This is a genomic window from Marisediminitalea aggregata (assembly GCF_900129565.1).
Taxonomy (GTDB): Bacteria; Pseudomonadota; Gammaproteobacteria; order Enterobacterales; family Alteromonadaceae; genus Alteromonas; species Alteromonas aggregata.
This window is the reverse complement of the sequence record NZ_FQWD01000012.1, coordinates 1-16,437: the sequence shown is the minus strand read 5'-3', so window position 1 is coordinate 16,437 and position 16,437 is coordinate 1. Positions and strand designations below refer to the sequence as shown.

The window sequence follows — 16,437 nt, the reverse complement described above, 5'->3', positions numbered from 1 at the left end:
AGATAGCTAATATCAAAACCGATAAAACGCCGAAGCATACAACTGATGTTCTTGCAGACTATAACTAAGACCTAACTGCTGCTGATATGACTCACCTAAATTATCCGCCCATCTATATTGATATGCCGCATCAAACACCCAACGCTCAAATGCGACGCCGCCACCAATAGCAATACCATAGCTAGGCTCGTTACCACCATCTCCAATGACCGGGTCATAGAAAAAACCAGCCCGAATAGGGATGATGTAGTTGGTAGTTTGTTTTTGACTAATAATCCTATACTCAGCTCCTGCACGAACCTGGAAACTATTTTCAATGGATGTCTCATCAATAGGCCGATTAGTAATCGCAGAAATAACAGAGCCGGTAGATTTGTCTTTTACTTTGAACGCCTTCCAATCTGTCCGATATAAATCAAACGAGAAGGTAAACGCATCAGAAACTTGGTAGGCAATCCCCAGTCCGTATGAAGAAGGCATAGTAACTGTTGAGGGTGATTCAGATATATCAGTTGTTGTGGCAATTGTTGAAGGGATTGATAAGTTCCCACTCGTTACTTGATAATCTAGTTTACTGTTGTAATCGGCGTCAAACTCTGATTTATAGACCACGCCAATTGTTAACTTTGATGCACCTTTTCTGTAAGGCACCCATAAGGCTCCAATATTATAATTTAAACCTTCGAAATCAGAAGAAACCAATATATCTTCATCAGCGAAAAAATCGCCCGGCGCATTTTCTCTTTCGCGAGCAGACGTAACCACCTCACTGCCATTTGTTCCAAACACGTCGCCCCAATAATTTGCGCTCATACCGATAGTGAAGTCCGCTGTGAGTTGTACGGCGTAAGACAACCCTAAAGCATATAGAGCACCGTCTTGGTTGTAACGCTCTTGGGAAACGGTATTTCTGAAATCATCATAAACACTAATATTCCACTCTCTGCTCAAATCATATAACCGTTGATAATTCACTGAGAAAACCATGTTCTTCCCACACTTGCTCTCTGCACAAGGGTAACTCGCAGCGGCATAGTTGACGTCGAAGTTACTTGTAGATGTATCAGCGCCGTCACCAGTGTTAGCCAATGTAACATCTTCTCCCCTGACGGTTTGGGAAAGTACCAGAGCCACTTCTGGTTTTCGTAATTGAATTAATCCTGCTGGATTCCAAGAGGCTGCTGTAGCGTCGTCAGCCACGGCAATAAAGCTACCGCCTAATCCAAGTGCTCGTGCACCGGAACCTACCGGATTAAATGAGGAGGGAATATCAATGCTTGCAGCATTTACTGAGGAACAAAAAAATAAGCTGAGAGAGCAGCTCACGGCTACTTTGCTGAATCCATTCATACCAATTACCTGCCTGGCTAATACATTTTGAATGTGTTTGTGCCCCAAGCCTGCCATCAGTTCAAAAAACAGGCTATGCGATCATTATTTAACCAGTTAAGCACAAGAATTTCTGGTATGCAAAGATTTTGTAAAGACTGTTTTTATAGGTAGGGCGGCGAAGATAACTCTCGCAAGTAGTTGCACCTAAATCTTAGTTTTTGAGTTCGCTTCCTTCAGTCTTTCTTTTTCATCTTTAATGGCGAAGTTTTCATGTCGTAAGGTCAGATTCGGGTTATAAGCCGGGTCGTGGGCTATCACATGTCCCCAATGAGCTTTTAAGTAAGCAAGTTCACTATTAAAACGAGCCATCTTTTCTTTACTGACATCAAGGCCTCGGGACACCGACTCGTGGTGATATAGCTCAGCTTCTGCACAGTAAAGGTTTCTCACTCCGAGCTCTAGCACTTTCAGGCAAAAGTCCACATCGTTAAACGCAACAGTCAGATCTTTCTCATTTAGCCCTTTGACCGCTTCGTAGTGTGTCCGCTTTACAAGCAGGCACGCAGCGGTAACAGCAGAAAAGTTATTGCTGGCAATCAGGCGATTCAGATATCCCGGGTGATATCGGGGGAAATATTTATGTGCATGTCCTGCACCACCACCGTACCCCATAACGACACCTGCGTGCTGCACACGGCCATCGGAGTAAAGTAACTTTGCGCCCACACAACCTATGTCATCACGCATAACATGACCAACCATATAGTCCAGCCAGGTTGGACTGATCACTTCAATGTCATTATTTACCAGTCCAACGACCTCACCGTTACAATGTGACACTGCGAAGTTATTAATAGCCGAGTAATTAAACGGGTGTGGGTATTTCAACAGCGTAATTTTAGGGTGTTGCCCAAGCTTACTAAAATACGCGAGACTCTCAGGTTCGTCGGAGTTGTTGTCGACCAGTATAATTTCGAAGTTTTTATAGGTGGTCTTTTCTAGTATCGACTCAATACAGGCTTTAACTAACTCTTTCCCATTCTTAGTAGGGATGATGAGGGACACAAGAGGCTGTTTTTTTATTGGCCATTGAATTTTTAGTATCTGAGTTTCTTTATTTATTTTACAAACTGCACCAAATTTTTCGTTCAAGTAGCCTGACGTCTCTTTTAGCTCGTCTGCAATCCGCGTTTTACTGTTTGTATAATGAATTAATGACAGTGGTATATGCTTCACTGCTAATGCCGTAGCTTCATTTACCAGTACATTAACTAACGAAGCTATTGTAGATACTCGGTTAATAGCTAGCTTCAGTTCGTTATGGCAGGCTTTGACGTTTAATACGACACCAGTGCTTATATAATGACTACTTAATTGAAGCGCCGGATTCCAATCTGGAAATAGCCTGGCATCTTCTCTTACTCGATTATCGTTTAAGAAATCACTATCGACGTAAAGCAAGCCGTCATTAATTTCTCTGCAACATACATCAAAGAAATGAGGGTGCAACGTATCACCTGAGTTCACGAAAACCACTTGGTCCAGATCTATATCAACGTCCCAGTCTTTGAAAGCATTGAAAACGTTAATTTCAAATGCAGCACAATAGTCGTCTTTGATTACGATATCTGAATTAACGTTACTAATGATTGTTACACCAGATATATGACGACAATGAATCAACAGACTATCAAGCGTCGCGTCTAAATTTGAACGTTTATGTGCTCGAACTACCAGGTGATAGTGACGGTATATAGGCGCCCTGTTTGAAACTATCTCGTTAATCCTAGCTGCTTGATAGGATAACGTTTGTGAATAAAGTTCCTGAAGCTTTTTCTTGTTAGGAAAACCATAGAACAGGCCTGATTTCTGTAGAGAGTGACTGTAAAAAGACGTTAGAGCTGGACTTCGTTTAGCCAACTCTCTCACTGACTTAGGAATTAACCCTATGCCAAATTTGATAGTCATCATGGAATATCGTCTTAGGGACATAGAAATAACTCGCTACTTATTTCTTAAATACTTGCCAACTACTGCATACTCTTTTGCTAAGTATGACTCTAATTGTCTTACCTCAATCGGCAAATCAGTTGCACCCGTTCTGACATTTTTATGTTCTACGGTTAGGTCAATGTCTAGCACATTTGAAAGCCTTACTAAGTCTTCTTCCATACTGTGCATTGAACCAACAAAATCAAAATGCTCAATACCAATCTGACGAAAATAGTGCGTGTATGCAAAAAGAGGATAATTTAACTCGTCATCAGTAATCCATGCGCGAAACAAATCAGCTTTTTCAGTAATGCCCTTGTCAATGTAGCGAGCTTTAAGCTTGTTATATAATTGGTCTTTTTCCTTGATATCAAGCAGTCGACCTAATAGAGACCAAGCACGTTCTATTGGATCTCTTAGCCAAACTAAACGCTTTGCATTCGGAAAATATTGCTGCTGGTTTTTATGCGTCCGAAAATGGCCGTGAATCACTTTTGCTTCTGCAGGTAACCAAATATTCCGTCCCTTGTTTAATTCAGCGGCACCACTTTCTCTGTACACACCGTATATGGCCTGCATACCGTACGCTTGTTCCATCGAATTGCGTAGAGAGGAACCCGCCGTTTTAGGAATATGATGCGAAATCCACTCAACTTGATGATTCACAGGCAGAGTGCTTGAAAAGTGATCGAATTTCCATTTGCTGATCGCAGAAGTAAAGCTTAATTTATTTATTCCGCTACGTCTGAATGACGATAGTTTTTTCACATTCATTGTGTTTAATACTGCTTTGATTGTTGTTCTATCCAAGTACAACGCGGAGGTTAATGCCGAAAAACTTCGCGATGATGGTATCAATTTATAGATTGTGTCGAAATAAACCTGATCTGAAGGCTGCTGAGGTGCAGACAGGTCAACAAACTTACGCAACAAATCACCGGCACCAGGATTTCCGTCAAGCCAATCCTGTATGACTGCCTCGAAAATTTCTGAGGTCAACTGCTGCATTCTATAAGGCTTTTGAGATTTTTCTCGCAGCTTATCTATAAACTCATCAGCCCCAACAAGACCAACTTGATCAGAAAACTCGCGAGTCAGTGTCAAATAATGTTCTTTCACTCGTTCAAACTTTTCTGGTGGAATAAGAGAGAAATGTGATGTCCCTTTCTTATAACCCTGTAAAAATTTATCCAATGGCGAAAGAATGGGTAAAAAATGATAACGATTGAACCACCGCTTTACCTCGAGAGCTTCAAAACAATAAGACGAATTTACCGTTTCCCGAGTTATTTCGATATCGAGATGAAAATCTAGTTTATTCAGAAATGTTTTTACCAGATCTCCTTCTACAAAAAAGGACTTTTCAAATGGCAGTAGTTCGAACCGTTTTTTTCCAATGTTATTTACTGCCTTTCCAACAATCTCAAATATTGGCGCTCTTGGTTTTTCACCTACCGTTAATAATTCAGGATTGGCCTTCCTTTTCACTCCTTGATTATAAGTCGACTCAAGTGTTTCGAGAGGAAACCGCACAAAGCCCAGAAAAATTGCCTCAGGAATAGCTTCAGCAATTACCGACAACTGTCTCATAAAAAATTCAGACGAAAAAAGGAGCGTATGCGCGCCTTTCTGCTCTGCTAGTGCGAGTTCGTTTTTGAATTTCTTGTGCGAAAAACTGAAATTGTCTCCTACCCGCTCAAACAACGCGGTCAAATTTCCTGAACTCACGCCGTTTTCATCAACTTTATGACCTGGATAATAAATACCATTTTCAACTAATAAATTTGTATTACTAGTTAGCCAGTGTTGTATTGTAGAAGTGCCCGTTTTAGGAGGGCCGAAATGAATAACAATTTTCATGAATGATTGACTAACTGACCGTTCAAAATCTATTGGAACCATGCGCAAAATGCGGCGAAATAAAGCTCGCGAATAGTATCACTATCAACTAGCTGAGCATAATAGTTCGGTTAAATTAACATTTCCGTCAGTTCAAGTTTAAGCAATTTCGGTGCTATTGATTTCAATTTCACCTACGAGCCAGCTGGGATTAAAGTCAGAATGACACAATCAATGTGGAATAAACGGGACACTCATTGTTATGAGACGAACTGACTAAATAGAAACCTTACTCAATTCGTTCGAAGTAATGCTATCGACATAACCAGCCTGCCATTCTGTTTATCAGCTAGAACACAGGCTGGTTGTTACCCGACATAAAAATCTAAGCCAAGTCAATAGGTTATGCTGACCCTAATCTTTCCCCTTGGTAACTGCCATCTAACACTGCTTTCCACCAGGCTTCGTTGTTCAGGTACCACTCTACGGTTTTCTTAATACCTGATTCGAATGTTTCCTGGGGTACCCAGCCCAGCTCTTTTTGAATCTTGCTGGCATCGATGGCATAGCGCATATCGTGTCCGGGGCGGTCGGCAACACTGGTAATTTGGTCGCGATAGCTACCTTCAGCTTTCGGTTTCACTTCGTCGAGAATATCGCAGATGGTGTGTACCACATCGATGTTTTGCTTTTCGTTGTGACCGCCATCATTGAATATTTTTTAGCGCCATATCGTCGAAAGCTCTCCGCCTGTTCCTCTATTACTTCACTCCTAAAGAGCGCGCGAGTATTTCGCAAAAACAGATAGGAGGCAAACCAAGCTTGAGATAATTTAAAAAGAGGCCGTTTTCAATTTGCTGTTGAGTGTCTTTTCCAACACGTCATCAATTGACATTCTTGCCTTCCAGCCTAGTTGTTTTTCTATCTTTTCGCAGTTCAAAACCGCCGATTCAGGATCAACAGGCCTTCTGGGAAGGAAGACCTTTTCTCCTTCGATACCAAGAAAACTTTCGATCTTTTCAACTAACTGGATAGTTGCCGTTCCAACGCCAGAGCCAACGTTCCAGGTTTCTAAATCAAAATCCATTGAAGCAACGTTAATAATAAGCAGTGCAAGCTCATCCACATCAATGTAGTCTCTTAATTCAGCGCCTGTACCAAATATCTTTAGCGGCTCTTTAAGCATCAGACTTTGATAAACAACATTAACCAAGCCCTGCCTTAACCCTACCTGCCACTTACCAACTGGATTCGCTACTCGAAGAATGGCTATTTTTGTCCCTCGTGATCTATGTAAATAGCTCAATGACTGCTCGGTCATCAACTTACCAAATCCATAGGGGCTCATTGGCTCGCAATTGTCAGACTCCTTCATCGGCCGCTTATAACCATTTCCATATACCTGGCCACCGCTGGACAGGTATATTACTTTTAGCTCCGGGTTATGATAGGTAAGCCGTTCAACTAACTGAACGGCGGGCTCTACATTCGTAGGAAACTCTTTCAGGAAGGACCCTGTGGCAGGAATGGAAGACGAAGCCAGATATACTAGCGCATCATGTTCAGCGGCCAGATTTTGCAACGCTTTATCATCAAGTGAATTTTCCAGAATATATGCGTACTTTACCCACTGAACATCGGGATCCTTTCGGGCTATTACAGTAAAACTAATATTCTTGGTTATTGCATTCTCGATGAGATGCTTTCCAATGAAACCAAAACCGCCAACGATCAGTACTTTCATCCTATTTATGCCTTCTTACTAGATACGTACTCATCGTTAAGACCTTTTCAGTTAACGTTACTGATTTTGACCCAGTCGTTCACCCTGGTAACTGCCATCTAACACGGCTTTCCACCAGGCTTCGTTGTTCAGGTACCACTCTACGGTTTTCTTAATACCTGATTCGAAGGTTTCCTGGGGCACCCAGCCCAGCTCTTTTTGAATCTTACTGGCATCGATGGCATAGCGCATATCGTGTCCGGGGCGATCAGCAACGCTGGTAATTTGGTCGCGATAACTACCTTCAGCTTTCGGTTTCACTTCGTCAAGAATATCGCAGATGGTGTGCACCACATCGATGTTTTGCTTTTCGTTGTGACCGCCAATGTTGTAGGTTTCGCCAATAGCGCCAGTTGTAGCGACTACCACTAATGCGCGGGCGTGGTCTTCTACATAGAGCCAATCACGGATTTGATTGCCTTTTCCATATACCGGCAGTGGTTTACCCGCCAGGGCATTGAGTATCATTAGCGGAATGAGTTTTTCCGGGAAGTGATACGGGCCATAGTTATTTGAACAGTTGGTGACGACTGTAGGTAGTTTAAACGTGCGTAACCAGGCGCGAACCAAATGGTCAGACGCAGCTTTCGATGCCGAATACGGCGAGCTTGGCTCGTAAGATGTTTCTTCCGTAAATAAAGGCAACTCTGTGCCTGCTTCTACTTCATCAGGATGAGGTAAATCACCGTAGACCTCGTCGGTCGAGATATGGTGGAATTTAAAACCTGCTTTTTTATCATCGCTCAGCGTGGCGTAGAAGCTACGAGCTTGCTCTAATAGCGTATAGGTACCAACAACATTGGTATGAATAAACTCACCTGGGCCATCGATAGAGCGGTCAACATGACTCTCTGCTGCAAGATGCATAATAATATCAGGCTGGTATGTGTCCAGTACGCGTTTAACTTCCGGCCCGTCGCAAATGTCTACCTGCTCAAAATGGTAACGGTCGCTTTGGTCGATTTCTTTCAGTGATTCCAGGTTACCTGCGTAAGTCAGCTTATCGAGATTCACTACCGTGTGGTCGGTGTCGTTAATTAGGTGACGAACTACAGCTGAGCCAATGAAGCCCGCGCCGCCAGTTACAATAATTGTTTTTGCTGTCATGTTAGTCAATTCTCTTGCTATTTCACCAGCTCATCCATCATGGCGCTAAGCTGTTCGCGCCAGTGTATAAGAGGGGTTGTATAAGTTTCACGGCTCAGTGTTTTATCCAGCACACTGTAGTGAGGACGTTTGGCTGGCGTAGGATAGGCGCTGCTTGGGATAGGGTTTATTGGTACGGCCTGACTTAACAGCCCTTTCTCCAAACCCAGTTGCTGTATCGCAACAGCAAAGTCATACCAGCTACACACGCCTTCGTCAGACCAATGGAATACACCCGCGTGTTGTTGTGTGGCGGCTTCAATACAAGCTTGCGCTAGTCCCTTCGCCCAGGTTGGGCTGCCAATTTGGTCGTCAATGACACCCAATTGAGGCTTTTCTGCCATCAACCGCAGCATAGTTTTTACAAAGTTATTGCCATGCGCCGAATACACCCAGGATGTGCGAATAATCGCACTGTGCTCAGGTAAAATACTTTTCACTTCAGCTTCACCGGCGGCCTTGGTTTTGCCGTACATGCCCTGCGGCGCAATAGTGTCATCAACCGTATAGGGTGAGCCTTTTTCGCCATTAAACACGTAGTCAGTAGACACGTGCACAAAGAACGCTTTGTGCGCCTTGCAATAGTTGGCCAGATTGGCGACTGCCGTTTGATTTAACAAATACGCATTAGCTTCATCACTTTCGGCCTTATCAACTGCCGTGTAAGCAGAGGCATTAATTACCGCATCAGGTGCTAACGTGTCGAGCTTATCAGCAATACTTTCTGCAGTTGTAATATCAATATCGTCACGGCCTAGACACACTGCATCCGGCACGAGCCGCGCGATTTCCCATGCGAGCTGACCGCTTTTCCCAATGACAACCAGTTTTGACATCTTTATTCCTTTAAAACGCAGTATTAAAACGTTGGCGCATCAACAAAAGCGGTGCCGTTTTCATCTTTGCCTGACAACGACGGCGCTTCGCCATTCACCAGCGGCCATTCAATACCAATGGTCGGGTCATTATAATTTACCGACACTTCGGATTCCGGGTGGTAGTAATCCGTACACTTATACACAAACTCAGCCGATTCGCTGGTGACATAAAAGCCATGGGCAAAGCCCGCAGGTACCCATAACTGACGCTTGTTCTCGGCCGACAGGTAAACGCCAACCCACTTCCCAAATGTTTCTGACTCTTTACGCATGTCTACGGCAACGTCAAATACTTCACCAGATACAACACGTACTAACTTGCCCTGAGTTTGCTGAAGCTGGTAATGCAATCCGCGCAAAATACCTTGCTTGGATTTAGAGTGATTATCCTGAACAAAATCAACGTCTGCGCATTTAGACTTGAACCAATCCGTACGAAAGGTTTCCATAAAAAAGCCACGTTCGTCACCAAACACACGTGGCTCTATAATTTTGACATCAGGGATGTCGGTTTCAATTACTTGCATTGTATTGTTACACCTAAAAATTCATTCAAACCGGCTGCAGGAAAAACGCGGTATTTATTTAACCCGGTCGTGAATTACTTTTAACAGGTAATCGCCGTAGCCGCTCTTCTTAAGCGGTGCAGCCAGTTTTTCTAACTGCTCGGCGTCGATGTACCCCATGCGATACGCCACTTCTTCGGGGCAACAAATCTTCAGACCCTGCCGTTTTTCAATGGCAGCCACAAAATTAGCTGCATCTAATAAGCTATCCAGTGTACCTGTATCTAACCACGCAGAACCGCGGCCCATTAGTTCTACTTTAAGTGAGCCGTCCTGAAGATACATATTGTTCAGATCCGTGATTTCTAATTCGCCACGAGGAGAAGGTTTAACCTCTTTGGCAAAGTCCACTACGCGATTGTCGTAGTAGTAAAGGCCGGTTACGGCATAATTAGATTTAGGTTTCGCAGGCTTTTCTTCTATAGAAAGCGCATTCCAGTCATTGTCGAAATCAACAACCCCATATCGTTCAGGATCAGTTACGTGGTACCCGAACACTGTGGCGCCATTAGTCTGACCGTAAGCGTTTTTTAAGGAAACTCTTAGATCGTGACCATAATAGATGTTATCACCTAAGACCAATGAACAACTATTGTTGCCAATAAACTCTTCACCAATTAGGAATGCTTGGGCCAGGCCATCTGGAGAAGGTTGCACCGCGTACTGAATATTCAAGCCCCAGGATGAGCCATCGCCAAGAAGCCCTATAAATCGATTTTGCTCTTCAGGTGTTGTAATAATCAGAATATCCCGGATACCCGACATCATTAACGTAGATAACGGATAGTAGATCATGGGCTTATCATAAACAGGCATTAGTTGTTTACTAACGACTTTGGTTAACGGGTGTAGTCTCGTCCCAGATCCACCTGCTAATATTATTCCTTTTCTCATACGCACTTCCCAACAGCATCACGATTCAATAATTAGAAAAGATAAACATATCCTTCACAGCGGGAAGTATAATGCTTTTTGACAGCAAAGTTAAAGGAAGTGTCTGCCAGGGTAGTCGGTAGCACAGTATAATTTACTGCTCATAACTAGCTTTAACTTTTTCATACAAGATCATGTCGTCAGCATTCTCTTCGAGAAGTCTGACAAACATTTCAGAGCCAATTTCTTCCTCTAATGCATCAAGTTTTTCTTCAAGCGTGGCTTTGTTATCTCTCGAAACATTATGCTCTTTGGGCGCTATAGCAATATCGTCAAAACCTTCTGATTTTAACCAGTCTTCTAACCTACGCAAAGATTTATCAAACTCTTCGACTAAACCAACAAAAGGTAGTACCTCAAATGCTTTTAAAGCTCTATCTAACTCTGAACCAAAAGCAGGAGCGAACATCGAAGCAAACCTGTCGACATGAAAATTTTTGCACTGGCGGTCGTATCCTAATGCTAACCTTGACTCACAGTAACCGCTGAATGAAGTGTTACGGGCAAGTACCGCCCCAAAGCCATTGCCTCCCTGCTTCTTTTCAAAGGCATACGCCGAAGCAATTCGGTCAATTGGATGTCTTACAAAAATTACTGGCAAAATAACCCGACCAGGCACTTCTGGGGGTGGAAAAAACGCTGTGTGTGACGAGAAACAAAATGCTTGAGGATTTTCACTCACCCATTGACGTGCAAGATCTCGATTTCTCGCAGGTTGCGCTGGAAACTCAGCAGTAACCCATTTATCACCATCAAAGTTTTCTTTTAAACTAGCATCCAAGGATGTCCCTGCGTTTTTAAATAAATGGTAGTGGAAGATCGCTTTATTCATATATTTTTCCATTTCGCGCTCAGGCTAGCGCCGCATTTAAACAGTCTTAGATTCTTTGTGCAAGCTTGAACATTGCAGTTCAACCCATTCTGGGAAACTCTTAAGAAGAGTCTTAAAATATTGGTTTGGTTGAATATAGGGGGCGCTGCAATCAAGCCAACGCGTAATGGCATTTTGCAAACTATCATACTTGTTATGGTTAAATGTAAACGGCTTTCCTCCGACAGCTGAAAGCTCTCTGGCAAGCCAACTATCGTTTGAACAGATCACTCCCATGTGCTCTCTCGACATAGAATCCCATAATAATCCTGAGGTTTTAAGGCGATATACTGCGGGATCGTAGTGACAAATGATTGCATCAGCCTGATCCAATAAATTCTGAAAGGCTTCATAATTTAGATAATCAAAGACACACTCTAAATTTCGATATTGTTGGGCGAGTTTATTTAGCGTGATTTCCGCATCGGGGAAATCACGAATCCCAGGAGACAAAGTATTTAAATGGAAGACAAAATTAACTGCAGGGAAATCTGTAAGTAATTTTTCGGTAACGTCTAATATGAATTGAAGCCCTTTATCTTGCTTAACACTCCCTGCATATAAGAGTACTGACTTTGGCATATCTGGATTTCGCGGATTTCGCTGAATTCCATCTCTGTAAGTAACAATAGGATGAAGCGCAACTTCGCAATCAAACAACGATTCATAATAAGCTATATAATCTGAACAGCTTGTCGCAACCACTAGCAACTGTTTTTGGGAAACACCTTTTAAATAGGTAACAGCTAACTTAAATCGTAAATATCTATGAAATTCAACAATGTTTACTTTGGCTGACAGCCGGGAAGTTCCAGGGAAGAACATGCCACATAAAATGATGCCGCCACTAAAACGATCACCAATTTGCCGCAACCAAATTGCTAGACCTAACACATGGAAACTATAAAAGGTATGAAATACGAGGAAACTTGAAGTTTGAATGATATTTTTATCTGATGCGGATGTAAGCTCCCTGGCAAACTGCTCTGCTAAAAGCTGCTCTTGCTCACTATCCAAAGGCCTTAGTCGATTTGTGTAACAAGGGGTCGAAAAATGTGGCTGTACATGTTTTGGAATCAGAGATTCGTCTGTAGTGAGTTTTATTCGCGTGGATGCCAACGTACATAGCGAAGTTGCTTTTTGATTATTGAAATACAAGTGCAAACCTTCATTCACATTTGCATGATGAGAATGAAGGTCTTCAAATCCAGGATCAATAACTACTACATGCATCTAGCGTCTATTTTGCTCTTGTATTGCCAAACTAACAAACTCGGCAATCGTTACAGATAGACGAATAACCTTAACTTTGTGTTCATCTATAAACAACGACAATTTATTTTCACCAGCATCCAGTGCACGCCAGTTGACTTTTAAGTTGAAGCCTTTGCAACCATTACCAAAGCCCAAATCATGCAGATCATCACGGTATTGATTAGCTTTTCCCTCGGCGATCACATTGTCACCTGAGTACAATTTAACATAGCAGGAAGTGTTTGATATATCCCCAGCTTTTCTTGCCCAGCCTCTAAACTCTTCTGCACTTAGTAAGTCAATACTAAAGTCTGCGTAGTGCTTCTCAAGACCCAATGCGTCAATTTTGTTCTTAATTTTACTAACTAATTTCATTGAAATTCTTCACTATTGTGCCGCATCTATAACCACTTTAACCTCTGAAATTATCCTGGTTTGCAATAAACCATTCATAGGCATTGCTAAGGCCGCTCTCAAGATTGTAAGTATGCTTCCAACCCAGTGCGTGCAATCGAGATACATCCATTAGCTTTCTGGGTGCGCCGTCTGGCTTAGTTGTATCCCAAACAATGTTACCTTTAAACCCGGTAACCTTGGCAACGGTTTCCACCAATTGTTTGATAGTGCAGTCTTCACCTGTGCCCACGTTAATATGGCTTAGCATAGGCTGTGTATTGTCATCATAAGTAGCTTTATCCAGCTCCATTACGTGTACGCTGGCTGCCGCCATATCATCAACATGCAAGAATTCGCGCATAGGTTTACCACTGCCCCAGGCTACAACCTCAGCATCACCGCGTAGTGCTGCTTCGTGAAAACGGCGAAGCAAGGCTGGAATAACATGGGAGTTTTCAGGGTGGAAGTTATCGTTTGGCCCATACAAATTGGTAGGCATTACCGACCGGTAATCGCGACCATACTGACGATTATAGCTTTCGCATAGCTTAATACCGGCGATTTTCGCAATCGCATACGGCTCATTGGTTTCTTCCAGAGTGCCAGTAAGTAAGGCTTTCTCGGTCATGGGTTGTTCAGCCAATTTGGGATAAATACAGCTAGAGCCCAAAAACAGCAATTTCTGAACATTGTTCATATGTGCAGCATGAACAATATTGGCTTCAATCATCAGGTTTTCATAAATGAATTCAGCTGGATACGTGTTATTCGCGTGAATGCCGCCTACTTTTGCGGCAGCTAAGTACACTTCGTCTATCTTATTCTCTGCAAAAAACGTTGATACAGCCTGTTGATTTGTTAAATCCAACTCATTTCGGGCACGGGTAATAATCGAAACCCCACCACGTTTTTCAAGATTTCTAACAATTGCTGCACCAACCATTCCTCTATGACCAGCGACAAATACAGTCTTCATTACGTTCTGCTTACCTATACTTTAATCATCCATTATCAATATTAATAAGTATCGCATTGTAAAGCAGCTAAGTTAAAGGAAATATTTGGAGAATCTGAATATTCATTAAACAATATATATTATAAGTTTACCGGCAAATTTTTACCGTATCCGCTTAAGTAATAGGCGACTAGTTAGTCATTAATCAGGTACCGCTTGCGGTGTTCACAACGCCTGTTGGGGTGTGGGTTCTACCATTCATCAGATGGAATATTTGGCGCTTCCCTGACTTTCATATCGCCATTGGAAATTGATCTTGCCGTCACCATCCAGGTCGCCTGTGCTAGGCCTGTATCCATATTGAAGGCTTAACGCTACCTGTCTTTTACACACATATTCAGGGTTATTTTGTTGTTGGCAGGCTAGCACCACTAAACTAACGAATCAGATGAATGCGGTGTGAGGACTTATTATTCGTACGTTAGCGTTCATCCCCCTGCGCTCGACTTCTTTAACATACTGGCAATACACTTTAGACCAGCATAGCGCACCTGTAGTATAAAAGCCGGGTAATCGGCTACGATTTGTTAGGTTTTGTACTATTTGCTCAAGGATAGCTTTTAACAAAGGATGATTTGGTTTACTCACCACAATCCCGGTGTTAATTCCCATATATCCTTTCACTAATAGCAATGATTCCGGATAGTTAGTTAGCTGTGCTAATTTCTCTGGATTTTCTTGCATATTCTCAGGAACGAATATCCCCCCAATTTTAACCAGGTAACATAATTTAAAAAGGTGTTCTTTATCAGCCTGGCTTCTGGTTAAGCGCCAGGCGGAGTAGAAACGCTTTGGATAATGTGTGTTGATAAATTCAATGGCATTGCCAATGGAAAAACGCTTCACCTCAACCCCTGACGAGCTTGTTTTCTCTAACTCCAGATTTTTTGAAGCCTCCCTGCCAAAACTACAGCTAATGACTGAATATGGTGAAGCCTGCGCAGGTTGGCCTATCGGCAATTGCGACTGACGAGCATATAACAAAGTAAATTGCTGAAGAGTGCGTTCAGTACCCACATTATAGTTTTTGTTCGCAATTACGGGATACTCTTCGGCCTGCGGCTCAAAATAATCTTGCCAAAGTTGCCAGTAATAGCCTGCCGAATTGCCATCAATGCACTGCTTATCCAAAAAGCACTTCGCCTGCTTCCAGGTATTATCTCTGTTGACCTCTGCTGTTTCACATACACTTGTAATCAGCAAGTCCATATAATTGGCAGGTTCTTTTTCTAACGACAGGATAGATAGTAACGTTCTGATACAGCTGGCAAGACGGTCTATGTCGTAAAACAACTTGGCGAACAAATATATGCAGCTCGCATCATCAGATAACCAAAAAATAAGTGACTGTATGCATTTGGCCACCAGGCGTGTATCTTTCACGTGATATAACAAGCGAATTAACCGATGACGCTGATAGGGCTTAAAATGATGAATCTTATAAGCACATAGCTGATAGTAAGACTGCAATAACTGCAATTCATCGCGAGCTATCGCAATTTCAATGCGTAGGATTAACCATTCGGAACTTGATTCTTCAGGGGTATCAAACTTTGATTCAAAACGTTCAAACACTTCATGCGCTTTGTCAGCCAATCCAAGCTTTAGCAACGACGTAACGTAAAATAAATTTGCCCAGAAATGCCCAGGAGAAATCTCGATAACCTGAGCATACGCGCTTGCCGCGTTTTCAAACTGTAAAAGCGTACGACGGGTATGCCCCAATTCCATCCAAAAAAATACCGGTTTGGCTATGTCCGGCCATTTCTGCTCCGCCTCTTCCAAATGTGTTAAGGCTGCATCATTATTGCGTTGATTGCGATATTCAACGGCCACTTTAGCAATGCTATTGAATACCCAGAACTGAGGCTCTGAATCGTTAACACTCAGACAGAGCTCCGCCGCCTTTGCCAGATCATTGTTTGCAATGTACGCCTGCACCTGTGACTGCATAACAATAAACCGCAGATTAGTTAGAAGGAACCAAAGTAAACGCGCCTGAGTTTTTCAAATCACGCCAAAACATCATATTACTATACTTCTCAAATAGCTCTGGCGGAAGCACGGTTTTTCGTTCTCTGGGCTGAACTTGTTTATGCACGCGATGCAATCCGTCTATCCCAAGGTTTTGATCAAACGCTGGTGAGTCAAACTCCACATTGTCGAAATCATGTTGAAACTCGGGCAGTTCAAGAAATTGATATACGCCCTTCATCACTTGTGCTGGTTTTCGCACTAAGAGGTCGTAATCAACAATCAACAGCTTGTCTGCAAAGTCAGAAAAACAACCGTCGCGCAATGCATGCCAGGCAAAACCAACCAGCCCGCTTTGTGCTGCCATTGCCTCAACACGCGAATACACCGTTGCCCGCTGTTGAGTGTTTCCGAATAACTTCGTGTTCTCCAATGGAGACTTGCGAATTTGCCTTTCC

At 42.8% G+C, this 16,437-nt stretch carries 13 protein-coding genes and 2 pseudogenes; all 15 read right to left on the bottom strand.

The genetic code is table 11. The features are described 5' to 3' along the window. Positions 1 to 12: 12 nt before the first annotated feature. Positions 13 to 1,350, bottom strand: coding sequence for an OmpP1/FadL family transporter (locus tag BUB81_RS21580; protein WP_175555855.1), 1,338 nt, complete (start codon positions 1,348 to 1,350; stop codon positions 13 to 15). Positions 1,351 to 1,536: 186 nt separating this feature from the next. Continuing rightward, positions 1,537 to 3,303: a glycosyltransferase family 2 protein gene (locus tag BUB81_RS21575; RefSeq protein WP_073325436.1), complete on the bottom strand. Its 1,767-nt coding sequence runs from the start codon at positions 3,301 to 3,303 to the stop codon at positions 1,537 to 1,539. A 33-nt stretch (positions 3,304 to 3,336) separates the two neighbouring features. Beyond that, positions 3,337 to 5,184: a hypothetical protein gene (locus tag BUB81_RS21880; RefSeq protein WP_139241664.1), complete on the bottom strand. Its 1,848-nt coding sequence runs from the start codon at positions 5,182 to 5,184 to the stop codon at positions 3,337 to 3,339. A gap of 382 nt (positions 5,185 to 5,566) precedes the next feature. Beyond that, positions 5,567 to 5,878: pseudogene (locus BUB81_RS21565) on the bottom strand (GDP-mannose 4,6-dehydratase); the annotation flags it as partial. Positions 5,879 to 5,995: 117 nt separating this feature from the next. After that, on the bottom strand, positions 5,996 to 6,907 hold the full coding sequence (locus BUB81_RS21560; protein ID WP_073325435.1) for an NAD-dependent epimerase/dehydratase family protein: 912 nt from the start codon (positions 6,905 to 6,907) through the stop codon (positions 5,996 to 5,998). A 57-nt stretch (positions 6,908 to 6,964) separates the two neighbouring features. After that, positions 6,965 to 8,053, bottom strand: a complete 1,089-nt coding sequence (gene rfbB / locus BUB81_RS21555) for a dTDP-glucose 4,6-dehydratase (RefSeq protein WP_073325434.1) — start codon at positions 8,051 to 8,053, stop codon at positions 6,965 to 6,967. A gap of 17 nt (positions 8,054 to 8,070) precedes the next feature. Beyond that, the gene (gene rfbD / locus BUB81_RS21550; RefSeq protein WP_073325433.1) at positions 8,071 to 8,928 is read right to left on the bottom strand and encodes a dTDP-4-dehydrorhamnose reductase; all 858 of its coding nucleotides are present in this window, start codon (positions 8,926 to 8,928) and stop codon (positions 8,071 to 8,073) included. Between the two features lie 23 nt (positions 8,929 to 8,951). Further along, complete coding sequence (gene rfbC, locus BUB81_RS21545) at positions 8,952 to 9,497, bottom strand: dTDP-4-dehydrorhamnose 3,5-epimerase (protein ID WP_073325432.1); 546 nt, start codon at positions 9,495 to 9,497, stop codon at positions 8,952 to 8,954. A gap of 54 nt (positions 9,498 to 9,551) precedes the next feature. Beyond that, a complete protein-coding gene (gene rfbA / locus BUB81_RS21540; protein ID WP_073325431.1) occupies positions 9,552 to 10,430 on the bottom strand; it encodes a glucose-1-phosphate thymidylyltransferase RfbA in 879 nt (292 codons plus the stop codon). 133 nt (positions 10,431 to 10,563) lie between these two features. Further along, positions 10,564 to 11,301, bottom strand: a complete 738-nt coding sequence (locus BUB81_RS21535; protein WP_073325430.1) for a sulfotransferase family 2 domain-containing protein — start codon at positions 11,299 to 11,301, stop codon at positions 10,564 to 10,566. A 36-nt stretch (positions 11,302 to 11,337) separates the two neighbouring features. Further along, positions 11,338 to 12,573: a glycosyltransferase gene (locus BUB81_RS21530; RefSeq protein WP_073325429.1), complete on the bottom strand. Its 1,236-nt coding sequence runs from the start codon at positions 12,571 to 12,573 to the stop codon at positions 11,338 to 11,340. Beyond that, the gene (locus BUB81_RS21525) at positions 12,574 to 12,969 is read right to left on the bottom strand and encodes a hypothetical protein (protein ID WP_073325428.1); all 396 of its coding nucleotides are present in this window, start codon (positions 12,967 to 12,969) and stop codon (positions 12,574 to 12,576) included. A gap of 37 nt (positions 12,970 to 13,006) precedes the next feature. Further along, a complete protein-coding gene (fcl, locus tag BUB81_RS21520) occupies positions 13,007 to 13,966 on the bottom strand; it encodes a GDP-L-fucose synthase (RefSeq protein WP_073325427.1) in 960 nt (319 codons plus the stop codon). Positions 13,967 to 14,389: 423 nt separating this feature from the next. After that, positions 14,390 to 15,958 carry a tetratricopeptide repeat protein gene (locus BUB81_RS21515; RefSeq protein ID WP_073325426.1) on the bottom strand — a complete coding sequence of 523 codons (1,569 nt, stop codon included), beginning with the start codon at positions 15,956 to 15,958 and terminating at the stop codon, positions 14,390 to 14,392. Between the two features lie 16 nt (positions 15,959 to 15,974). Next, positions 15,975 to 16,437, bottom strand: a pseudogene (locus BUB81_RS21510) (hypothetical protein); the annotation flags it as partial.